Here is a 21816-nt window from a genome sequence, read left to right as displayed (position 1 = left end):
AAATGTCCGGCAGGACAATGAGGGGCGGCGCCGACCTATTTCAGATTAGCTGATCGTCTTCCCGTCAGCCCCAAACCGATACGTCTTCGCCGGATCCGGCGTCGCGTAAAGCGTCGCGCCGGGCTCCGCGTCGTAGACGCCGAAAATCCGTACGGTGATCAGGCCGGCCTTTTCACAGTCGAGATAGAGATTGGTGTCGGCGCCGAGATGCTCGGCGTGCACCACGGTACCCTTCCAGGCGCCCGATTTCGGATCGACGGTCAGGTGCTCCGGCCGCACGCCTATGGTCTTGGCTGTCTCGCCGAGCCGGGCGCCGTCGACGAAATTCATCTTCGGCGAACCGATGAAGCCGGCGACGAACTCGTTTGCCGGCGAATTGTAGAGCTCCATCGGGCCGCCGATCTGCTCGATGCGGCCCGAGTTGAGCACGACGATCTTGTCGGCGAGCGTCATTGCCTCGACCTGGTCGTGGGTGACGTAGATCATCGTCGCCTTCAGCCGGCGATGCAGCTGCGCGATTTCCAGCCGCGTGTTGACACGCAGCGCGGCATCGAGGTTCGACAAAGGCTCGTCGAACAGGAACAATTTTGGCTCGCGCACTACTGCGCGGCCGATGGCGACACGCTGGCGCTGGCCGCCGGAGAGTTCCGCCGGCCGCCTTTCGAGATAAGGTTCCAGCGACAGCATGGACGAGGCGACGCCGATGCGGCGATCGATCTCCACTGCAGGGGTGTTCGCCTGCTTGAGGCCGAGGCCCATATTGTTCTTCACCGTCAGATGCGGATAGAGCGCATAGGTCTGGAACACCATGGCGATGCCGCGCTTGGCAGGCGGGGTGACGGAGACATCCTCGCTATCGATCAGCACCCGGCCGGAGGTCGAATCCTCCAGCCCGGCGATGACGCGGAGCAAGGTCGACTTGCCGCAGCCCGAAGGGCCGACGAAGACGACGAACTCGCCATCCGTCACTTCGAGATCGATGCCCTTCAGCACCTCGACCGGCCCGAAAGCCTTCTTCACATTCTCGATCTTCAGCGAGCCCACGGCTTCTTTCCTGTCGTTAGAGTTTGACGGCTGCGCCGCTGCGCACGCTCTCGTCGGCGGCAAGGCAGACGGCGAGCGACCGCACCGCGTCGTCCATGTGTCTGGTGAGATCGATGTCCTCGCGGATCGCCTTGAGGACAAAAGCCTGCTCGAGATCGCAGAGATCCTGATGGCCGGGTTCGCCCTCCATCGACAGCATCTCGTCCGGCCTGGCGAATTTGCCGTCCGGCCCGGTTGCGGCGCTGTGCAGACGGATGGTCGAGGTTTTGGTATGGGTGTCGATGTCGTCGGACTTGATGCCTTCCTTCATGACGATCGACACGCAGCCCTTTGGCGACATGACATCCTTCACGAAGAAGGCCGTCTCGGAAACCATCGGACCCCAGCCGGCCTCGTACCAGCCGACCGAACCGTCGTCGAACAGCACCTGCAGATGGCCGTAATTGTACATGGAGGGCGCCACCTCGTCGGTCAGCCGCACCCCCATGCCGCGCACCTCGACTGGCTTCGCATCGGTGATCTGCAGCATGACGTCGAGATAGTGCACGCCGCAGTCGACGATCGGCGAGGTCGTCTGCATCAACTGCTTGTGCGTCTCCCAGGTATGGCCCGAGGATTGCTGGTTGAGGTTCATGCGGAACACGTAGGGACCGCCGAGCTTGCGCGCCTCGGCGATCAACCTGATCCAGGACGGGTGATGGCGCAGGATGTAGCCGATCACCAGTTTTCGGCCGTTGGCCTTGGCTGCGGCGACGACGCGCCTGGCGTCCGCCACCGTCGTTGCCAGCGGCTTTTCGACGAAGACATGGCAGCCGGCCTCGAACGCTCTCACCGCATAGTCGGCATGGCTGTCCGAATAGGTGGCGATGCAGGCGACGTCGGGTTTTTCCTCGCGCAGGGCGTCGTCGAAGGACCGCCTGATGCCATAGCCGGACAGCCCGCCAGGCAATGGCACGTCGGAGCGGTTGACCAGCGCCGCGATCTGAAAACCCGGATTGGTGTGGTAGGCCAGCGCATGGGTGCGGCCCATATTGCCGAGACCGGCGACGACGACACGAAGAGGGGCTTGCGAACTCACTTGACGGCTCCCGACGTAATGCCGCGGATAAGCTGCCGCGAGAAGATGACGTAGAGGACCAGCACCGGCAGGATCGCCAGCGACAGCGCGGCCAGGATGGCGTTCCAGTTGGTGACGAACTGGCCGAGGAAAAGCTGGGCGCCGAGCGTCACAGTCTTGGTTTCTTCCGACGGCGCCAGGATCAGCGGGAACCACAGGTCGTTCCAGATAGGGATCATGGTGAAGACGGCGACGGTCGCCATCGACGGCCGCACCAGCGGCACCACCAGGCGGAAGAAGATGGTGTATTCCGACAGCCCGTCGATGCGGCCGGCATTCTTCAGATCGTCGGACACCTGCTTCATGAATTCGGACAGGATGAAAACGGCCAGCGGCAGGCCTTGCGCGGTGTAGACCAGGATCAGCGCCGTCAGCGTGTTGACCAGCCCGCTCGCCACCATCAATTGCAGGATGGCGACGGTGGCGAGACGGATCGGGATCATGATGCCGAGCGCCAGGTAAAGCCCCATCAGCGTGTTGCCGCGAAAGCGGTATTCCGACAGCGCGAACGCCGCCATGGCGCCGAACAGAAGCACGAAGAACAGCGAGCCGACGGTGACGACGAGGCTGTTCTGGAAATAATGGATGAAGTCGCCCTGGCCGATCACCGTGGTGTAGCCGATCATGTCGAAGGTCTTCGGCGTCGGCGGCGTCAGCGGCGCGCCGAAGATGCCGGCGCGCGACTTGAACGAATTCATGATGACCAGGACCACCGGGAAAAGCGCGATCGCCGTGTAGGTCAACAGGATCGCGTGGGCGCCGATGGTGCGGGGCAGCGAACGGGTGGCGATGCTCATTGGAAGGCCTCGCAGTTGCATGGAGAGGTTGGCGCCAAGGCGCCCCCCTCTGTCCTGCCGGACCCGGCCCTTCGCTGTCGCTCCGGGCGTTCGTTATTCGGAAAGCCAAGCAATTGGCTTTCCGCCCGCTTCGCGGACCATTCCTCACCCCCCGCAAGGGGGGAGATTGGCAGCGTTGGCCTTGCCGCCCACTTTGCAACGTTGGCGATTGGCGAAAGCAGTAGCGACATCTGATCTCCCCCCTTGCGGGGGAGATGGCCGGCAGGCCAGAGGGGGGTGTTCAGCCGTGACATTTCCGCCCCTCAGAACTGGTAGCGACGCAGGCGCGTCTGGATGAGGAAGAGGTAGACGCAGACACCGCCGAGGATGATCAGGAACATGATCGTGGCGATGGTCGCGCCCATGTTGGGGTCGCCGACCTGTAGCTGGAAGCCGAAGAAGGCGCGGTAGAGGAAGGTGCCGAGAATATCGGTCGAATAATTCGGTCCGGCGAGCGCGCCTTGCGCGGTGTAGATCAGGTCGAAGGCGTTGAAATTGCCGACGAAGGTGAGGATCGAGATGATGCCGATCGACGGCAGGATCAGCGGCAGCTTGATCTTCCAGAACTGCGACAGGCCGGTGATCCCGTCGCATTCGGCGGCCTCGATCACCTCTTCGGGGATCGACAGCAGCGCGGCATAGATCAGCATCATCGGGATGCCGATGAACTGCCACACCGAGATAAGGCTGAGCGCGGTCAGCGCGTATTGCTCCTTGCCGAGCCACGGCGTGAACAGGCTCTTCAGGCCGACGAAATCGAGCAGATGCGGCGCCACGCCCCACAGCGGCGACAGGATCAGCTTCCAGGCAAAGCCGACGATGACGAAGGACAGGATGGTCGGCACGAAAATCGCGGTGCGGTAGAAGGCCGAGAACCGGAGCTTCGGGCTGGACAGGAGCGCCGCCAAAAGCACGCCGACCGGGTTCTGCACCAGCATGTGGATGATGAAGAACCAGACATTGTTGCGCAGCGCGTTCCAGAAATTCACCGACCAGTTGGGGTCGCCGAACAGTGTGCGGAAATTGTCCAGGCCGACGAAGATCTGGGACTGCTCGACGTTTCGGAACAGCGAGAGCTGCAGCGTGCCGGCGAGCGGCAGGATCATGATTGCCGTATAGACCAGCACCGCCGGCGCCAGGAAAACGGCGATATGCCAGCGGAACGGTCTTTTCGGTCGTGTTTGTGCGGCCATGAGTTCGGTCCCCGCCGTCTCTCGGTTCCAGACGATGTGATGCCAGATGATGCCTCGATGCACGGTCCAAACCTTGCCCGGTGCGGCAAGACAAAGCCCTGCGACTGGTCAGCCAGCCTTCCCCAATAAGAGCAGGGTAAGGCCGAGAGGCAGAGCCGACAATCGCAATATGAAAACAGGATAATCCGGAACCGGCCGGGCATGCGCCCAGCCGATTCCGTTGCCTGAGCTCTTACTTGGCCGGCTTATACCAGCTGTCGAGACCGGTCTGCAGCTTCTTGGCCGCGGCCTCGGGCGTGTCGGTGCCGTTGATGACGTTGGCCGATTCAACCCAGGTCTCGTTTTCGAGGTTCGGCGTGCCGCGCGACAGGATCTGGTAGGTCGAGCGGATCGTCGACTTGCACTTGCCGCGCCAGGAGACGAATTCCTGCGCCAGCGGGTCCTGCATCTTCACCGGCGAGGAGTTCAGGCTGAAGAAGCCCGGCAGCGCGTTGGCGTAGATGGTGGCGAAATCCGGCGAGGCCACCCAGGACAGGAAGGTCTTGGCCGCGTCCGCGTGCTTGGAGGCTGCGTTCAGGCCCATGCCGATATCGGTATGGTCGGAAATGTAGCAGGTGTCGCCGGCCTTCTCGACCGGCGGCGGGAAGGCGCCCATCTTGAACTGGGCCTGGGTGTTGAACAGGCCGATTTCCCACGAGCCGGCCGGGTAGATGGCGGCGCGGCCGAGGGTGAACAGGTTCTGGCTGTCCGGATAGGTCTGGGCTTCGAAACCGTCGCCCAGGTATGGCTTCCACTTGGCCAGTTCCTCATACGGCGCGACCCAGTCCTTGTCGGTCAGCTTCTGATCGCCCTTGATCAGCGCCTTGCGGCCGTCCTCGCCCTTCCAGTAATTGGGGCCAATGTTCTGGTAGCCCATGGTCGCGGCTTCCCAGAGGTCCTTGGTGCCCATCGCCATCGGGATATAGGTACCGTCGGCCTTGATCTTGTCGAGCGCGGCGAAGAACTCGTCGCGGGTCTGCGGCACCTTGATGCCGAGCTTTTCGAAGGCGTCCTTGTTGTAGATGAAGCCGTGGATGACCGACGCCATCGGCACGCAGAAGCTCGCCTTGCCGTCATCGGTCTGCCAGGCGGACTTGGCGACGGGCGAGAAGTTTTCCATGCCGGGCAGCGCCGAGAGATCGGCAAGGTTGCCCTTCTTGAACAGTTCGAGCGACTTGTCGAACGGGCGGCAGGTGATCAGGTCGCCCGCCGAGCCGGCGGCGAGCTTGGCGCCGAGCGCGGCGTCATATTCGGTCGGAGCCGATGGTGCGAACACCACCTTGATGCCGGGGTTCTTGGCTTCGAAGGCCGGGATCAGCTTGTCCTTCCAGATGGCAAGGTCGTCGCCGCGCCAGCTTTCGATGTTGAGCGTTACGTCCTCGGCGTGAGCCAACCCGGCGGAGCCGAGAATGCTTGTGCCCAGAAGCAGTGCCGTCAGTAGTTTCGTTGTCATGCTCAGTCTCCCTGTTGACCTTTTTCAGGTTCGGTTTTGATGAGAACCTAGGCTTTGGAGCCCTTGTTCCCCTCGCAAGCCCGTTTCACCCCGATCGAAATCGGGATGAAACAGGCTCTATTTCTTTGTTCGAGCATGATCTTTTCCGAAAAGCGGTTTCCACTTTTCGGGATCATGCCCCAGCGCGGAAAGGGCTGGCCGCAGCTTCTGGCCCGTCCGTTCCAGTATCTTCCGCGCGGCGTCGGCGCTGTCGGCGCCGGCGGCGAGCAGAATGGCGGTCTTGACCGCGCCGCCGCTCTTTTCGAGCAGGCTGGCGGCCTCTTCGCGGCTCGCGCCGCTGATGGCGGCAACCATCCGCGCTGCCCTGTCGCGCAGCTTCATGTTGTCGGCCATGAGGTTGACCATGTAGCCGTCATGAACATGGCCGAGATGGATGGCGGTCAGCGTCGACAGCATGTTGAGGGCGATCTTCTGCGCCGTGCCGGCGCCCATGCGGGTCGAGCCGGCGATGACTTCCGGCGGCGTTTCGAGCAGGATGGCGGTGTCGGCCTGGCGGAGCAGAGCAGAGTCCCTGTTGTTGGCGACGCCGATGGTGGCGGCGCCCCGGCGCCGCGCGTCCTCGATGGCGCGCACCGCATAGGGCGTCGTGCCGCTGGCCGAAAGAGCGATCAGGCAATCGCCCGCGCCGATGCCGGCATTGGCGACCGCGGTCGAGGCCTCCTCGGCATCATCCTCGGGCCCGCCGGCCAGTGTCCTGAAGGCCCCGTCGCCGCCGGCGATCAGGATGGCGATGCGGTCGCGCTGGATGCCGAACGTGCCGGGCAGTTCCAGCGCGTCGGCCAGCGCCATCAGGCCGGAGCTGCCGGCCGCGGCATAGGCAAGCTTGCCGCCGCCGCTCAGGCAGCCGGCAATGATCTCGGCTGCCCTGGCGATGGAGGGAATGGCGTTGCGGACGGCCTTCGCGGCCTCGACCTGCGCATCGGCCAGCGAGCCGAGGATCGCTTCGGGAGCCTGGATATCCAGTCCCTCGGCATTCCCATGCAGCGCTTCGGTGCGCGTTTCGGCCATCCCAGTTCCTCCAAACTTCGAAAACAATACCAAAAAAATACCACTTGTCCACACGCATTAACGAACTTGCGGGCAGGAAATCGCTGAGCCGACGAATTGCACAGATTTTTCAATAAAATGCGGCTTAATCTTTTTGAAACGGAAATTAACCCTTGGCTATTGGTATTTTATTGGTATTATCCGCCCGGAGGAGAAATCACGTGAAATTCGTGCTCGGCATCGATGGCGGCGGCACCAGCTGCAGAGCCGCATTGGCTACAGCGGACGGCGTTGTCGTCGGCCGTGCCAAAAGCGGCGCCGCCAACATCCGCACCGACCTCACCGGCGCCCGCTCGAACATCGTCGATGCGGCGCGGCAGGCTTTCATCGCCGCCGGGCAGGACCCGGACCTGATCCCGCAAACACCCGCCATTCTCGGCCTTGCCGGCGCCAATGTCGGCACCTACCGGCAGCAGCTCGAGGCGATCCTGCCGTTCAGCACCAGCCGCGTCGAGACCGATGCGGAGATCGCGCTCGAAGGCGCGGTCGGTTCCGGCGACGGCGCGATGGCGATCCTTGGCACCGGCACCGCCTATATGGCGCGCAAAAATGGCAAATCGCGTGCCATCGGCGGCTGGGGGTTCCAGGTCGGCGACCAGGGCAGCGGTGCCCGCATCGGCCGCGACCTCCTGGAACAGACATTGCTCGCGCATGACGGCGTGCGCCAGGCCTCGCCGCTGACCGACAGCATGATGGCCGTTTTCCGCAACAATCCCGAGGACGTGGTCGAATTCACCACCAACGCCAAACCAGGCGATTTCGGCGGCTTCGCGCCGAAAGTGTTCGAGCACGCGCAAAAAGGCGACATCGTCGCCAACTGGATCCTCGACAGAGCGGTCGCCGATGTCGAGGCCTCGCTCGGCGCGCTCGACCTCGCCGCCGGCGCGCCGCTCTGCCTGCTCGGCGGGCTGGCGCCGCTCTATGCGCCGCGCCTGTCGGCGCGCTACCGCGCCCTGCTGAAGGAACCGCTCGACGATGCGCTAGGCGGCGCGGTGCAGATGGCGGCGCGTCTGTTCACTGGGCCCTTGGGGGCTGCGCGATGAGCGATGCCGCCGACCAGATCTTCGCTGCGCTCAAACAATCCTCGCAAAGCGGCGCGCCGCTTTACCTGCAGCTGCGCAAAAGCATCGAGGACGCCGTCAATCGCGGGCTGATCGGCCCGGGCGACGCGCTGCCTTCCGAGCGCGACATCGCCACCAAGGCCGACATTTCGCGCGTCACCGTGCGCAAGGCGGTGCAGGACCTGGTCAAGGGCGGCATCCTGGTGCAGCGCCACGGCTCCGGCACCTTCGTGGCGCCGCGCATGGAGCGCGTCGAGCAGTCGCTGTCGCGACTGACCTCCTTCACCGAGGACATGGCGCGGCGCGGCATGGCGGTGCGCTCGGCCTGGCTCGACCGCGGTCTCTACGCGCCCTCGCCCGACGAGATGATGGTGCTCGGCCTGTCGTCGAACGAGCTGGTGGCGCGCGTGGCGCGCCTGCGCATCGCCAACGATACGCCGTTGGCGATCGAACGGGCCTCGCTGTCAGCCAGCGTGCTGCCCGACCCGGCCGGCATCGGTTCCTCGCTCTACGCGGCACTGGAACTGACCGGCAACCGGCCGGTCCGGGCGGTGCAGCGCATCTCCGCCGCCAATCTCGGCGATGGCGATGCGCGCCTGCTCGAAGTGCCGCCGGGTATTGCCGGCCTGCACATCGAGCGTATTTCCTATCTGGCGAGCGGCAAGGTGATCGAATTCACCCGCTCCATCTACCGGGGCGACGCCTATGATTTCGTCGCCGAACTGCGGCTGACAGGGCCGAGCGAAGAGAGCCGACCATGATTGCCAACACCACCCATATGCAGCGCGAGATCGAGGAGATCCCGCAGGCCGTCGCCCGCCTGCTCGACGGCTCGGGAGCGGTGCTGGCCGAAGCCGGGCTCGGCATCAGGGAACGCGACCCGCATTTCGTCGTCACCGTGGCGCGTGGTTCGTCCGACCATGCCGCCACCTTCATGAAATATGCCGTGGAACTGACCGCGGGCCTTGCGGTCGCCTCGGTCGGCCCCTCCATCGCCTCGATCTATGGCCGCAAGCTCCGGCTTGACGGCTCGGCCTGCCTGGCGATCTCGCAGTCGGGCAAGAGCCCCGACATCGTCGCCATGGCCGAGACTGCACGGGCCGGCGGCGCGCTGACCATCGCCGTCACCAACACCGCCGATTCGCCGCTCGCGCAGGCCTCGGATTTCGCCATCGACATCCTGGCCGGGCCCGAGCGCAGCGTCGCGGCAACCAAGACCTTCATCAACTCCGCCGTTGCCGGTCTTGCCTTGATGGCGCATGCGACCGGCGACGAAGCGCTTCTCGCGGCACTTGCCCGCCTGCCCGAACATTTCGGCAAGGCGATCGCCTGCGACTGGATGAGCGTGCTGGCCGAAACGATCGAGAAGCAGAAGTCGCTGTTCATTCTCGGCCGCGGCCCGTCAGCGGCGATGGCCAACGAGGCGGCGCTGAAATTCAAGGAGACCTGCGGCATCCATGCCGAAGCCTATAGCGCGGCCGAGGTCATGCATGGCCCGCTGGCGCTGATCGGCCCCGACTTTCCAGTGCTGGCGCTGGCCGCGCGCGACGCGTCCGAGCCCTCCGTCGCCGAAGCGGCCGACAGCCTGGCGGCCAAGGGCGCGCCGGTGTTCGTCACCTCGGCGCTCGCCAATCGCGCCACGCGCCTGCCGCATGTCGCCACCGGTCACCCGTTGACCGATCCGCTGACGCTGATCGTCTCCTTCTACATGTTCGTCGAGGCCTTTGCCCGGCGTCGCGGCCTCGACCCGGACGCGCCGCGCAACCTTCGCAAGGTGACGGAGACCGTATGAGCGACCGTTTTGCCCTGACTGGCGCCCGCATCTTCGACGGCGACGACTGGCATGAAGGCTCAGCCCTCGTCGTGCGCAACGGCCTCATCGAGGCCATGCTGCCGCAAGGCGCGCTTCCGGGGGATATCCGCGCCATCGACACTGGTGGCGGCATGCTGGCGCCGGGCTTCGTCGACATCCAGGTCAATGGCGGCGGCGGGGTGATGCTCAACGACCATCCCGATGTTGCTTCCATCGAAACCATCTGCCGCGCGCATGCGCCGTTCGGCACGACGGCACTGCTGCCGACGCTGATCACCGACACGCCCGCGATCACCGCCGCGGCAATCGCCGCCGGCGAAGCGGCAGCGCTGCAAAAAATGCCGGGTTTTCTCGGCCTGCATCTGGAAGGTCCGCATCTGTCGATCGCCCGCAAGGGTGCGCATGATCCGGCGCTGATCCGGCCGATGACGGACGCCGACCAGGCCATGCTGATCGCGGCGCGCAACAAATTGCCGGTGCTGCTGACCACGATCGCGCCCGAATCCGTCGATGCGGCCCGGGTCCCGGCCTTGGCCAAGGCCGGGATCATCGTCAGCCTCGGCCACTCGGATACGGGCCATGCCACGGCAAAAGCCTTCGCCGAGGCCGGCGCCAGCGTCGTCACGCACCTCTTCAACGCGATGAGCCAGATCGGCAACCGCGAGCCCGGGCTGGCGGGCGCGGCCATCGACATCGGCGCCTTGTCGGCCGGGCTGATCGCCGACGGCATCCATGTCCATCCGGCCACGATCAGGATCGCGCTCGATGCCAAGCAGGGGCCGGGCAGGATCGTGCTGGTCACCGACGCGATGGCGACAATCGGCACCGACATGAGCTCGTTCGCGCTCAACGGCCGCACCATCTACCGCAAGGACGGGAGCCTCAGGCTTGCCGACGGCACGCTTGCGGGCGCCGACCTCGATATGATCTCGGCCATCCGGTTCATGCACCGCACCGTCGGGCTCGATCTGTCCGAAGCCTTGCGCATGGCTTCGCTCTATCCGGCGCAGGCGATCGGCCAGTCGCACCGGCTTGGCCGCTTCGCCAATGGCACGGCGGCGGACATCGTTGCGCTGTCGGACGATCTTGGCATAGGAAGCGTCTGGATCGGCGGCGACAAGGTGTTCGAGGCTGCCGCTTCCCGCTGAGAGCGAGGCCATGCATACAATAGATTGTGTCGTCGCCGGAGCAGGCGTCGTCGGGCTGGCCATTGCCAGGGCGCTTGCCTTGTCGGGCCGCGAGGTGGTGGTGATCGAAAAGGCCGACGCGATCGGCACCGTCACCAGTTCACGCAATTCGGAAGTCATCCATGCCGGGCTCTATTATGCGCCTGGCAGCCTGAAGGCCCGGCTCTGCGTCGAAGGACGCCGGCTTCTCTACGCCTACTGCGCCGAACACGATATTGGCCATCGCCGCGCCGGCAAGCTGATCGTCGCCAGCGAGACCGGCCAAGCGGACGGGCTGCGGGCGATCGAGGCCAATGCGAAGCGCTGCGGGGTCGACGATCTCGAGCTTTTGACACGCGGCGAGGCCGAGAGCCTGGAACCGGCGCTGACCTGTGCCTCCGCGTTGCTGTCGCCATCGACCGGCATTATAGACAGCCATGCGCTGATGCTGTCGCTGCGCGGCGACGCCGAGGCCGCCGGCACATCCTTTGCTTTCCTCACTTCCGTTGCCGGAGCAGCGATCGAAGCCGACGCGATCCGGATCGACACGCGCGATGCCAATGGCGAGACCTTCGCCCTGGAGGCCGGCGCTTTCGTCAACGCCGCGGGCCTCGATGCGCAGGCGGTGGCCAGCCGGATCGAGGGTTTCCCAAGGGGCCTCATCCCCCGGCAGTGGCTGGCGCGCGGCAATTATTTCGCGCTTCCAGGGCGGTCTCCGTTTTCGCGTCTGATCTATCCGGTTCCAGTCGAAGGCGGCCTCGGCGTCCATCTGACGCTCGACCTTGCCGGCAATGCGCGCTTTGGCCCCGACGTCGAATGGATCGACGGCGTGGATTATACGGTCGACCCCGGCCGAAGCGCCGTCTTCTACGAGGCGATCCGCGGCTATTGGCCCGACCTTGCCGATGACGCCCTGCAGCCAGCCTATGCCGGCATCAGGCCGAAGCTTTCCGGACCCGGGCAGCCCGCCGCGGACTTCCTGGTGCAGGGGCCGGCCGATCATGGCGCGGGCCGGATCGTCAACCTGTTCGGCATCGAGAGCCCCGGCCTGACCGCAAGCCTGGCGATCGCCGACCATGTCGTCGAACTCTTGTACCCGGCCTGAGCCGGCGCCGCAGCGGGTACCTATTTAGCCGGCTTTGGCGGAGGCGTAGAGGTCCTTGTAGCTGTCGCGAAGCAAGTTCTTCTGCACCTTGCCCATCGTGTTGCGCGGCAGTTCCTCGACGAAGATCACCCGTTTGGGATGCTTGTACTTCGCCACGCGGCCGGTGATGGCGTTGAGGATCTCGGCCGCGCTGATCCGCGACGCGGGCGAGCGCACGACGACAGCGGTGACGCCTTCGCCGAAGTCCGGATGGGCAAGGCCGATAACGGCGCTTTCCAGGACGCCGTCGAGCGCGTCGATCTCGCTTTCGAGTTCCTTCGGATAGACGTTGTAGCCGCCTGATATGATCAGGTCCTTGCCGCGACCGACAATGTGGACATAGCCGTCAGCGTCGATCATGCCGAGATCGCCGGTGATGAAGAAGCCGTCGGCGCGGAATTCCGCCTTGGTCTTTTCCGGCATGCGCCAGTAGCCGCCGAACACGTTCGGACCCTTGACCTCGATCATGCCGACCTCGCCCTGGTCAAGCGGCTTGCCGCTATCGGGATCGGCGATGCGCAGCGACACGCCGGGCAAGGGGAAACCAACCGTGCCGGCGCGCCGCTCGCCTTCGTAGGGATTGGAGGTGTTCATGTTGGTCTCGGTCATGCCGTAGCGCTCGAGAATGGCGTGGCCGGTACGCTCGCGCCATGCCTTGTGCGTTTCGGCCAGCAGCGGCGCGGAACCGGACACGAACAGCCGCATGTTTTTGGCCGCCTCTCGATCCAGCCCCTCCTGCTGCAGCAGCCTGGTGTAGAAGGTCGGCACGCCCATCAGGGCGGTGGCGCGCGGCAGCAGCGAGATGATGCGGCCGGCGTCGAATTTCTGCTCGAACAGCATCGAGGCGCCGGCCATCAGGACGACGTTGGTGGCGACGAACAGGCCATGCGTGTGGAAGATCGGCAGCGCGTGGATCAGCACGTCATCCCTGGTGAAGCGCCACTGATCGACCAGCACCCGCGCGTTCGAGGCGAGGTTCTCGTGGCTGAGCATGGCGCCTTTCGAACGGCCGGTCGTTCCCGACGTGTAGAGGATCGCCGCAAGATCGTCCGCGCCGCGCTCGACATCGTGGAAATCGGAGGACTGACGCGATGCCTGGTCCGCAAGGGATCCCTGGCCATTACGGTCGAACGTGACCACGACGGCACCGGATGGGTCGACCATCCCACGGATGTCCGCCGACCGCGCGGGATCGCAGACAATCACGCGAGGCGCTGCATCGTCGAAGAAATAGCCGAGCTCGGTCAGCGTATAGGCGGTATTGAGCGGCAGGAAGACGGCGCCGGCGCGCACACAGGCGAGATAAAGCAAAACCATCTCCGGGCTCTTCTCGACCTGCACGGCAACGCGGTCGCCGGGCGTGACATCCATTTGCAGCAGCGCATGCGCAAGCTGCGCCGACCGTGCCAGCATGTCGCCATAGGTGAGCGTGCGCCCATCATCGGTTTCCATCAACAGATGCCCAGGCGCCGGCATCCGGGACCGGAATGCATCGAACAGATGATTGCTCATGAAATCTTCCTGGGTGACGGCAATGGGGGGTGACAGCAATGTCGACGCCGGCCGTGGGTCGGCACGCGGCGAAGAGTTCGCGTTTCCCGGCCCGGCCGTCAAGGCCGCAAACGGTTGCCCGGCGTCTATCGAAAAGATTCGAGAGATGGGGACAGCAGAGCGCGACGATCAAACAGCCGTCAACGGTGGGCGCGATGACCCGGACCGGCGGCGACCTTTGTTGCCTCGCCTTGCTTTAAGCGTTCCATGCACATGGCGGCGGTCAGCTGGTAGTGATCGATCAGGGCCTGGACGGCGCCATCCGCATTTCCGTCCAGCGCATTTTCAGCAATCAGCCGGTGTTCGGCGAAATCGTCGCGCTGGATGCTCTCGCCGTCATGGGCCATCTGGCGATAGCGGTAGGCATGATCGGAAAGCTGCTCGCAGAAGCCCACCAGCCAGTGCGACCGGCAGGCCGAGATCAGCACCCGGTGGAAGGCGCGGTGCAATTTCTCCCAGTCCGGATCGAGCGACGAGCTACTTTGCGGCGAAAGCCGTGAGGCGCGCCCCAGGCGATGCAGCGCCAGCACCAATTGTTCTTCCCATTCGGCGGTGCGGTGGGCGATCGATTCGCGCAGCGCCCGCTCCTCGAGCCAGCAGCGCGTGCGCGTCAGCTCCTCGAGTTCGGCCGCACTGACCGGCATGATGAAGAAGCCGCGCTGGTCATGGCGGCCGAGGAGACCTTCGGAGGCAAGGCGATTGAGAGCTTCGCGAACCGGAGAGGCACCGGCGCCATATTTGGAAACGACCCATTCGACGCGCAGCTTGCTTTGGGCTTCCAGAGCGCCGCCGAGAAGATCATCACGCAATTGATGATAGACCGTGCTGGCAAGCGTACTCTTGGCTTCCGTGCCGTCGTCGTTCAGATTGGCAGCTCCATATGTCAAAGCGACTCCTTGTCCCCAACTGTCGTCTTGGGCAATTCGAGTCCGAACACTCCCCTTCTGTACATGTACCATACAGCGCCACGCTTCCACGGCTCAAGCAGAAGATCGCGCTATTGTACTTTAGAACAAAGAAATATACCCAATCGGCGCGCCGATCGCGGGAATTCGAATATCTCTGCAACCAGCAGAAACTGAACGTGTTTGTATGCACGCAGAATCATATGTTTCTCGTGCGCCCGTGCGAGCATCTTTTCTGTCGCGCGCAAAGACAGTGGCAGGTTCGATCGAATCGATCGGGCCGAGTCAGAGCGGTTCAGTGTCTATTGGAATCGCCGAACCGCTCTAACTCTTTGTTTTCCCGCAATTCCCAAGGGAAAGCGCTACGCACTTTTCCTGGAATTGCTCTAGCCGGCGGCCTTGTCGGCCGCGGTCCTGATGGCTTCGATGTTGGCGCGGTAAGCCTCGACACTGCCACCTTTGAAGATGGCGGCACCCGCCACCAGCACGTCGGCGCCGGCTGACGTGACCAGCGGCGCGGTTTCCGGCGAGACACCGCCGTCGATCTCGATGCGGATCGGCCGGTCACCGATCAACGCCTTGACCCTTCTCACCTTGTCGACCATTGCCGGGATGAAGGCCTGTCCGCCGAAACCCGGATTGACGGTCATGATCAGGATCAGGTCGAGCCGGTCGAGCACATATTCGACGGCGCTTTCCGGCGTCGCCGGATTGAGCGAGACGCCGGCCTTCTTGCCGAGGTTCCTGATCGTCTGCAGCGAGCGGTCGAGATGCGGTCCGGCCTCGGCATGCACCGTCATGCCGTCGCAGCCGGCCTCGGCGAAGGCGGCGAGGTAGGGGTCGGCGGGCGCGATCATCAGGTGGCAGTCGAAAAAGGCCTTGGTGCGGTTGCGGATCGCCTTGATGACAGGCGGGCCGAAAGTGATGTTCGGCACGAAATGCCCATCCATCACGTCGAGATGGATCCAGTCGGCACCGGCCGCCGCCACCGCCTCGACCTCGTCACCGAGCTTCGAGAAATCCGATGCCAACACCGACGGTGCGATCAAGGTTTTTTTGCTCATCTCGCGGCCTTTCCGGGTGCCCTTTTCATACGGACGCCCCGAACCGACTGCCTAAAGCGCTGCCGGCGACTTGTCGAGGGCACAAGCGCGGTTCCACAGGGTGGTGTCACGGCGCCGATCTTGTCGCAGCCGGTTCGGCCTGCCCGAGCCACGAAAAAACCCGCCGGACTGCTCCGGCGGGTTCTCGTTTGGCGTCGCCCGGGTGGTTACTGCTGCTGGAGTTTCAGGATCCTGTTTGGAACCGGGTCCTGTTGCTGGTCGATCGGCTGCCTGCGCCGTGGCAGCAATTGCAGCAACTGGCCCGGATCGATTTCCAGCGACGGCTGTCCGCGTATCGGCCGGCAGTTCGGATACCGCCCGATCGTACCCTCCGGACAATGTCGCCTGAAGATCGGCTGGCACTGGCCATTGACCATCTGCGAGCCCGGCGCGCATTCGCTCTGTTGCCTGGGCTTGCGGCAGGCGCCGTCGATTACCTCGGTCCCACGCGGACAGACGCACTCGCCGCGCTTGTTGTGGACCTGGCCGCGTATGTCGCACTGCTGCATGTCAGGCTGCTTGCGCCGGCAGGCATTGCCTTGCACCTCGGTACCCCTCGGGCAGACGCAATTGCCATCGGAGTCATGGACCTGGCCACGAATGGTGCACTGGTCAGGCTTCGGCCGGATCGGGCGGCAGGCGCCGTCGCGCACCTCGGTGCCTTGCGGGCAGACACAGTCCCCGTCCGCATTGTGGACCTGGCCACGGATGGTGCACTGCTCGGGCTTCGGCCGGATCGGGCGGCAGGCGCCGTCGCGCACCTCGGTGCCTTGCGGGCAGACGCAGTCTCCGTCCGCATTGTGGACCTGGCCGCGGATGGTGCACTGCTCAGGCTTCGGTCGGATCGGACGGCAGGCGCCGTTGCGCACCTCGGTGCCTTGCGGGCAGACACAGTCCCCGTCCGCATTGTGGACCTGGCCACGGATGGTGCACTGCTCGGGCTTGTCGGTCCTGACGCATTTTCCGTTCTCCAGCCCCGTGCCGCGCGGGCAGACACAGCGTCCGTCCTCGGTGCGGATCTGGCCTTCGAGCAGGACGCAGCGCGGCGGCGGTGGCAACGGCAGAACGTTGGTGCCGCCGCCCGTGCACTGGCCGTTGCGGAAAGTGGTGCCTTCCGGACAGACGCAGCGGCCGGCGTCGTTCATGACGAAGCCCGGCGAGCACTCATTCTTCACCTCATGCGTGATGATGAAGGGATGGCACGCATAGGCCTTGCCGCGATCGCCTTGCACGTTGGTCGCGTCCTTGGACAGCACGTCGCCGCCGCCCTGCACCCGCGTGTCGGGAGAGAGCACGCCCACGCAGTTCTGGCCATTGACGTTGCCCTGCAGGTTGGCCAGGCGCCCGTCGCCGGGAATGACCACCGTCACATGGTGCGACTGGCTTTCGCCGGCGCCGAGCGTCAAGTTGGCGATGCAGGAGGCCGGCAGCGTCGTCGGTTCGGACGAGCAACCGAAGGGCGGGTCGATCGAAGTGATCGCAACGCCATCCAGCCGGCCAAGCCCTTCCACGCCGATCGCATCGCCGACGCGGACCGGACCCGAGAAGGGGCTCGTCCCGTCATTCGTGATGGTGATGTCGAACGAGCAGGGCTGGCCGAGCCTGCATTCGCGGTCGCCGGTCTTCTCGACACGGATGGTCGAGGAGCCGCCGCCCTTGGCGCAGGCCTGGCCGATCGGATAAACGACGTCGTCGCCCTGCGCCGGGCCATAGGAGCCCCGTGCGCAGTTCTCGAACTCGCCATTGGCCGAGACAGTCACGTCGAAGTGCCTTGAGGTTCCGGGCGTCATGACGGCGCCGGGAATCTGGCACGACAACGCATTGGCCGGAACCGGTCCGCACGCCCATTCCGCGCCGTCAGGGGTGACGGTCTGGATCTGAACGGGCGCTCCGCCCGACACCAGCATGGCGGCATCGTTGACCCGCACCGGACCGGTGGGGGCAGCCGTGCCGACGCTGCTGACGGTGATGCGGCAGGAAACCAGCGCCGCACCAGCCAGCGAGCCATTGCACACCTTGGTGATGCGCAAGGCCGGTTGGCCGCCATTGGGATGGCGGATGCGTTCCTTGGCGCAGGCCCTGTTGTTGGTGAGATCGAGCTCACCGGGGATGGCCTTCACCTCGGCGCAGTTCTCGACCGTGTCCGACCGATAGCTGGCCGGCACCACCGCCTTGACGAAGATCGGCGTCGAGGCGCCCGCGGGCAGCGAGATGCCGGCATTGTCGCAGCGGAACTGGCCGGGGCCGTTCGGGCCGCAGGTCCAGGGCGGGCTCGGTCCGAAGGTCGAGGACGTCGGCGCGCCGCTTGGGTAGTTGTCGATCACGGTCAGCGGCCCGTTATAGGTCGATGTACCGTTGTTGATGATGTCGATGATGAAGCTGCAGACGCCATCGGCGGTGCAGACTTCGGTGCGGGCACGCTTCTTGAGGATTAGGTCGACCTTCTTCTCGATTGGCGGCTGACAATCCGGGTTGCGGTCGCCGCGGCGGCAGATCGGGATCGAGGCGCAGCCCCGGTCATTGGCCTGGCTGCCGAACAGCGGCTTGCCGCTGGCGCCGTAATTGTAGGTGGCGCAGTTGCGCAGCACGCTGCCTTGCCAGCCTCCGGCCGGCTTGAAGCCGAGCTTGAGGTCGACAAAGGCCCCCGGGGCGAGCGTGGTTACCGGATAGGTGCACGTCATCGGGGTGGTTCCCGGCGCGCAGGCCCAGGGCGGATTGGGCCCTGAAGTCAGCGTCGAGCCGGCCGGCAGCGTCACCTCGTCGAGCACGATCTTGCCATTGTAGGGCGCTGTGCCGACATTGGTGACGCGGATGGTGAAGTCGCAGCCGCCGGCCATGGTGCAGCGCGGAACGTCGGCGCGTTTCTCGACCTTGAGGTCCGGCTCCTTGTCCCGGGGCGGGCACCACTGGTCACGCGGAATGACGATGTCGATGGTTTGCGTGCAGCACAGGCCCCAGCCCTCCTTCGGCCCGGCATAGGTCTCGATGCCGGTGACGATGAGGTGGATGACGTCGCCGGGTGAAGCGCCGACGATCTTCCAGTCGAGCACGCCCCCGCCCGCCGGCACCTTCTGGGTGTCGGGGATGATGGTGATGCCTGATGAGGTCGTCGAAACCTGCACCCACTTGCCGCCCATCTCCGGGCCGACCGGCATGTGATAGATGAAGGCGCCGCCACCGGGCACGCAGTCGACCGTGCCGCGCTGGACCTTGAAGCATTCATGGTCGGTGGGAGGCGGAGGTTGCTTGTCGCATTTGGTGAGGTCGATCCGGATCGAGGTCTTTTCGCCGGTCGCGATGTTGCCATCGTCCGGCTTGCCCGGATCCTGCGACGGTATGATGGTTCCCGTGCCGACGCCGCCGGTGACCTTGATCAGGCCCTGATTGTCGACATTGACCGGCGCCGGAAACGCGGCGTGGTCGATCTTGGCCGTGATGCGGAAGGTGATGGCGCGTTCGTTCAGCGCGCCCGATCCATCGAGATCGCTGGCGGAAATCCGGAAATCGGAAACCGTTGCCGTATCGTTGGGGCCAGCCAAATTACTGATGACGGCGGCAGGCAAAGCCCCGCCCGATGCATCGGTGCCGTCGCCGGATACCGTCACGTTGACGATCGAAAGACCGTGCGGAAGCTGGTCCTTGAACTCGAGCTTGGCTTTCTTCAGCGCCGCCTCGAGGCCCGGATCGGCAAAGCCCTGCGGATTGCCGCGCAGGCCGAAGGTCAAGGTGTAGAAGACAGAGTCGCAGCTGCGCTGGCCACCGGTCTTGGTGAAGAACGGCACGACACGTCCGCGCTCCGGGTTGATGATGCGCGGATTGTCGAGCTGCAACGGCTGCACATCTGGGCTGGTGACGGCCTGGACGGTCTGGGCGGCGGATGCCGGCAGTGCGGGCGCAAGGGCGACCGCGATACCGGCCGCCATCAGCCAGCGCGCACCGCGCCTGGCATATGACAGGGGTTTCATGATCGTCTCCATGACGGTTTTTTGCGTTTTGGTCGCGAGCGGGGAGGAGGCAAGAATGGTCATCTTTGCCTCCTCAACGTTCGCAGCTGACGGCTGGGGTGCGGAGCGGCAAGGTCATCTTGCAGCAAGGGTAGTAGCCACCCTTGTCCTTGTCGGACTTCCTGTAGAAGCACAGCCCGACATCCACTCTGTCGCCCGGATAGTGGCCGGTGATGTCGATCGTGTACGGCTTGTCTGGCGCATGCGACATGGGTGAGGTCACCCCGACGCCTGGCGTCCTGGATTGGGCCTTGATCGAATCGCCGCCGAAGCCGGCATGGTCATGGAGATAGAGATCTGCCTCGAGGCCGCGCGGCGTGCAGTAATACTGCACGGCCTCGACATCGAGACACGGAGGCAGATTGCCGGGCGGTGGGAAGTCCGGCGGGTAGAAAGGGGGCTCATAGCCGCCCGGGATTTCCTCATAATAGCCGGCACGGCCCTCGCAGGGGTGCCAGACGGCGACGTCGCCGACATGGCCTTCCACTTCGGGATCCTCGAAATAGCCGTCGAAATCGACGAACCAGGAGCCGAAGGGCGGCATGTTGGCCGGCTTGACCAGCTCCTTGGGCGTGATCTGCACGCCATGCACGGCAAGCGGCCCGCCGGCAGCGAGTTTTTCAGCAAGCTCGGGGTTGTCGCGCAATTTGTCGCCGGTGTTGACCAGCGTCAGCGTGCACACCGAAGTGTCGAGATTGCCGTCGGCATCGTAGCCATATTGCAGGTCGAGGCCTCCGGCCGACTGCCTGTTGCCTTGCGGGAAGCCGACCGCATATTCCTGCGGTGCCTCCACCCAGACCGATTCCGTCGCGGGATCGTCCGGATTTTCTCTGAAGTAGCGGATGACCTCGCCCTTGCCGGAATCGGCGAAGCGGCTGTAGTCGTAGCGGTTTTCGACCGGGCCGCGCTGGGCTAGGTACATGAAGCCGCTGTTGTCGAAGGCAATGTCGGTGACGGCGTAGTCCTTGTCGGCCCTGACCGTCAGTTCCCAGCGCGGATCGCCGGCGAAGGTGCCGTCGGGGGCAATGCCCACCGACCAGATTTCCGACTTTTCGCCAACCGAATAGTAGAGCCGGCCGCCATGATAGGAGACGGCCCAGACGCGGCGCTCGTCCTGGGTGTAGCCCCAGCTGTCGGGGTCTTCGGTGTCGAAGGCCGCGCCCTGTATGTCCATCACCGCGCCATCGTCGGCGACAGGGGCCAGCCCATGCGCCGGGCGGCCGGCGACGCCATGGTCGAACGTGTCGACCGGTCTGCCGTTGGCGTCGATGCGATGGATCAGGCCGGTGTCGAGATCGGAGGCGAAGAACTGGCGGTGGACGGGATCGAAGGTGAGATTGCCGATGCCGGGACCGCTGTTGGTGTCGATGTCGGCGAATTTGGCGACCTGGCCGGTAATGCCGTCGATCTTCCAGATGGTGCCCGGTCCGCCGCCGTTTTCGGCGCCGAACTGGCCCTCCATGAAGGTGGCGCCCGCCGTTCCGCGGCGCTGCCGCTCCGGCCTGCCGTCCTTGTCGGCGTCCGGCGTGACGATCTCGATGCCATGCAGCGAGGTGGCGGCGGCATAGAGGTTGGGAATGCCGGACTGCACCCCGTCGCGCACGCCGTCATCATAGGTAAGGCCGAATACCTCACCGATCTGGCCTGCCGTCACCTCGAAAGGCGGCGGCGTGAAGACGAGCTGGCCGGAGGCCGGACCGCCCAGGTGCGAAACGTCGAACACGCGCAAGGTGGCGCGCGAAGTGTCGATGAAGGTTTCGTCGATCGGATCGACGCCGGGCGGCAAACCCTCGTCGAAATTGGGGATGATGGTGCCGGGAAAGCCGGTGACCGCCATCGAGCCTGGATAGATGATATGGGTTTCCTGCGCCCGGGCGGCGCCTCCAAGCCACAGGCTGGCGGCAAGCACCAGCGCCAGCAAGCCGCCGGCCTGCAATGCACCGCGCAAGCGGCCGTCAAAGTCAAAAGAAGACACGAACGTGCCGCGGACGCGAGACATCAAGCTACCCCCGTTAGCCACGGGAGAAACACCCGGCGTCGCCGCGCAAATCAGGGCAAGGCGCGATGGTCCGGCACGTTCTTCCCTGATCGAATTGTCTGCTTTCCTCATGGTGACGATACGCCTGCTCCTGCGCAGGGTCAACGGAATCAGCGGAAAGCCCAGCGCATCGATCCCGTCCCGAAGGCGGTGGTCGCGCCGAGCTCCTGTTGGTCCCGGAGACCATGGAGTCTCTGGGTTGCTGGTCATGGGGGCTTCCTTTCCGGGGCCACACCATGCGG

At 64.8% G+C, this 21816-nt stretch carries 16 protein-coding genes; 5 read left to right on the top strand and 11 right to left on the bottom strand.

Translation table 11 applies throughout. From position 1 onward, the window contains the following. Positions 1-45: 45 nt before the first annotated feature. From FJW08_RS21955 to FJW08_RS21930, 6 genes are all read right to left on the bottom strand, one after another. Entirely contained in the window at positions 46-1044 is a 999-nt protein-coding gene (locus FJW08_RS21955; RefSeq protein WP_140812255.1) for an ABC transporter ATP-binding protein, read from the bottom strand. A gap of 16 nt (positions 1045-1060) precedes the next feature. Then, entirely contained in the window at positions 1061-2122 is a 1062-nt protein-coding gene (locus tag FJW08_RS21950) for a Gfo/Idh/MocA family oxidoreductase (RefSeq protein ID WP_140812254.1), read from the bottom strand. Continuing rightward, positions 2119-2958 carry a carbohydrate ABC transporter permease gene (locus tag FJW08_RS21945; protein WP_140812253.1) on the bottom strand — a complete coding sequence of 280 codons (840 nt, stop codon included), beginning with the start codon at positions 2956-2958 and terminating at the stop codon, positions 2119-2121. Before FJW08_RS21945 ends, FJW08_RS21950 begins: the two co-directional genes overlap by 4 nt. 302 nt (positions 2959-3260) lie before the next feature. Continuing rightward, positions 3261-4190, bottom strand: a complete 930-nt coding sequence (locus FJW08_RS21940) for a sugar ABC transporter permease (RefSeq protein ID WP_140760380.1) — start codon at positions 4188-4190, stop codon at positions 3261-3263. 232 nt (positions 4191-4422) lie between these two features. Next, the gene (locus FJW08_RS21935) at positions 4423-5682 is read right to left on the bottom strand and encodes an ABC transporter substrate-binding protein (RefSeq protein ID WP_140812252.1); all 1260 of its coding nucleotides are present in this window, start codon (positions 5680-5682) and stop codon (positions 4423-4425) included. Positions 5683-5799: 117 nt separating this feature from the next. Further along, positions 5800-6750 (bottom strand): N-acetylmuramic acid 6-phosphate etherase, encoded by a 951-nt coding sequence (locus FJW08_RS21930; RefSeq protein ID WP_140812251.1) that lies wholly within the window; start codon positions 6748-6750, stop codon positions 5800-5802. A 200-nt stretch (positions 6751-6950) separates the two neighbouring features. On the opposite strand from FJW08_RS21930, the gene FJW08_RS21925 reads away from it, so the two are divergent. From FJW08_RS21925 to FJW08_RS21905, 5 genes are read left to right on the top strand one after another with little or no spacing between them, the layout of a single operon-like run. Further along, entirely contained in the window at positions 6951-7832 is an 882-nt protein-coding gene (locus tag FJW08_RS21925; RefSeq protein ID WP_140812250.1) for an N-acetylglucosamine kinase, read from the top strand. Continuing rightward, positions 7829-8611, top strand: coding sequence for a GntR family transcriptional regulator (locus tag FJW08_RS21920; protein WP_140812249.1), 783 nt, complete (start codon positions 7829-7831; stop codon positions 8609-8611). Before FJW08_RS21925 ends, FJW08_RS21920 begins: the two co-directional genes overlap by 4 nt. Continuing rightward, the gene (locus FJW08_RS21915; protein ID WP_140812248.1) at positions 8608-9642 is read left to right on the top strand and encodes an SIS domain-containing protein; all 1035 of its coding nucleotides are present in this window, start codon (positions 8608-8610) and stop codon (positions 9640-9642) included. Before FJW08_RS21920 ends, FJW08_RS21915 begins: the two co-directional genes overlap by 4 nt. After that, positions 9639-10811, top strand: coding sequence for an N-acetylglucosamine-6-phosphate deacetylase (gene nagA / locus FJW08_RS21910; RefSeq protein WP_140812247.1), 1173 nt, complete (start codon positions 9639-9641; stop codon positions 10809-10811). Before FJW08_RS21915 ends, nagA begins: the two co-directional genes overlap by 4 nt. Before the next feature lie 10 nt (positions 10812-10821). Next, positions 10822-11934 carry an NAD(P)/FAD-dependent oxidoreductase gene (locus tag FJW08_RS21905; protein WP_140812246.1) on the top strand — a complete coding sequence of 371 codons (1113 nt, stop codon included), beginning with the start codon at positions 10822-10824 and terminating at the stop codon, positions 11932-11934. Positions 11935-11958: 24 nt separating this feature from the next. On the opposite strand, the gene FJW08_RS21900 is transcribed toward FJW08_RS21905, so the two are convergent. The 5 genes from FJW08_RS21900 to FJW08_RS21880 all read right to left on the bottom strand — a co-directional run bounded on the left by FJW08_RS21900 (position 11959) and on the right by FJW08_RS21880 (position 21784). Continuing rightward, positions 11959-13485: a malonyl-CoA synthase gene (locus FJW08_RS21900; RefSeq protein WP_140812245.1), complete on the bottom strand. Its 1527-nt coding sequence runs from the start codon at positions 13483-13485 to the stop codon at positions 11959-11961. Between the two features lie 179 nt (positions 13486-13664). Next, the gene (locus FJW08_RS21895) at positions 13665-14411 is read right to left on the bottom strand and encodes a GntR family transcriptional regulator (protein ID WP_140812268.1); all 747 of its coding nucleotides are present in this window, start codon (positions 14409-14411) and stop codon (positions 13665-13667) included. 404 nt (positions 14412-14815) lie between these two features. Further along, entirely contained in the window at positions 14816-15493 is a 678-nt protein-coding gene (gene rpe / locus FJW08_RS21890; RefSeq protein ID WP_140812244.1) for a ribulose-phosphate 3-epimerase, read from the bottom strand. Positions 15494-15699: 206 nt separating this feature from the next. Continuing rightward, on the bottom strand, positions 15700-19560 hold the full coding sequence (locus FJW08_RS21885; protein WP_140812243.1) for a hypothetical protein: 3861 nt from the start codon (positions 19558-19560) through the stop codon (positions 15700-15702). A gap of 10 nt (positions 19561-19570) precedes the next feature. After that, positions 19571-21784 carry a hypothetical protein gene (locus FJW08_RS21880; protein WP_181183004.1) on the bottom strand — a complete coding sequence of 738 codons (2214 nt, stop codon included), beginning with the start codon at positions 21782-21784 and terminating at the stop codon, positions 19571-19573. Between the last annotated feature and the right edge of the window lie 32 nt (positions 21785-21816).

The sequence above is a fragment of the Mesorhizobium sp. B3-2-1 genome, from assembly GCF_006439515.1.
GTDB lineage: Bacteria > Pseudomonadota > Alphaproteobacteria > Rhizobiales > Rhizobiaceae > Mesorhizobium.
This window is presented reverse-complemented; position numbering and strand designations above follow the sequence as displayed.

Bases quoted from the DNA above. Each gene is read 5' to 3' on its own strand.
- FJW08_RS21935 (WP_140812252.1), bottom strand. From the start codon at position 5,682: ATGACAACGAAACTACTGACGGCACTGCTTCTGGGCACAAGCATTCTC.
- nagA (WP_140812247.1), top strand. From the start codon at position 9,639: ATGAGCGACCGTTTTGCCCTGACTGGCGCCCGCATCTTCGACGGCGAC.
- FJW08_RS21880 (WP_181183004.1), bottom strand. From the start codon at position 21,784: ATGACCAGCAACCCAGAGACTCCATGGTCTCCGGGACCAACAGGAGCT.
- FJW08_RS21905 (WP_140812246.1), top strand. From the start codon at position 10,822: ATGCATACAATAGATTGTGTCGTCGCCGGAGCAGGCGTCGTCGGGCTG.
- FJW08_RS21945 (WP_140812253.1), bottom strand. From the start codon at position 2,958: ATGAGCATCGCCACCCGTTCGCTGCCCCGCACCATCGGCGCCCACGCG.
- FJW08_RS21930 (WP_140812251.1), bottom strand. From the start codon at position 6,750: ATGGCCGAAACGCGCACCGAAGCGCTGCATGGGAATGCCGAGGGACTG.
- FJW08_RS21885 (WP_140812243.1), bottom strand. From the start codon at position 19,560: ATGACCATTCTTGCCTCCTCCCCGCTCGCGACCAAAACGCAAAAAACC.
- FJW08_RS21900 (WP_140812245.1), bottom strand. From the start codon at position 13,485: ATGAGCAATCATCTGTTCGATGCATTCCGGTCCCGGATGCCGGCGCCT.
- FJW08_RS21940 (WP_140760380.1), bottom strand. From the start codon at position 4,190: ATGGCCGCACAAACACGACCGAAAAGACCGTTCCGCTGGCATATCGCC.
- FJW08_RS21920 (WP_140812249.1), top strand. From the start codon at position 7,829: ATGAGCGATGCCGCCGACCAGATCTTCGCTGCGCTCAAACAATCCTCG.
- FJW08_RS21915 (WP_140812248.1), top strand. From the start codon at position 8,608: ATGATTGCCAACACCACCCATATGCAGCGCGAGATCGAGGAGATCCCG.
- rpe (WP_140812244.1), bottom strand. From the start codon at position 15,493: ATGAGCAAAAAAACCTTGATCGCACCGTCGGTGTTGGCATCGGATTTC.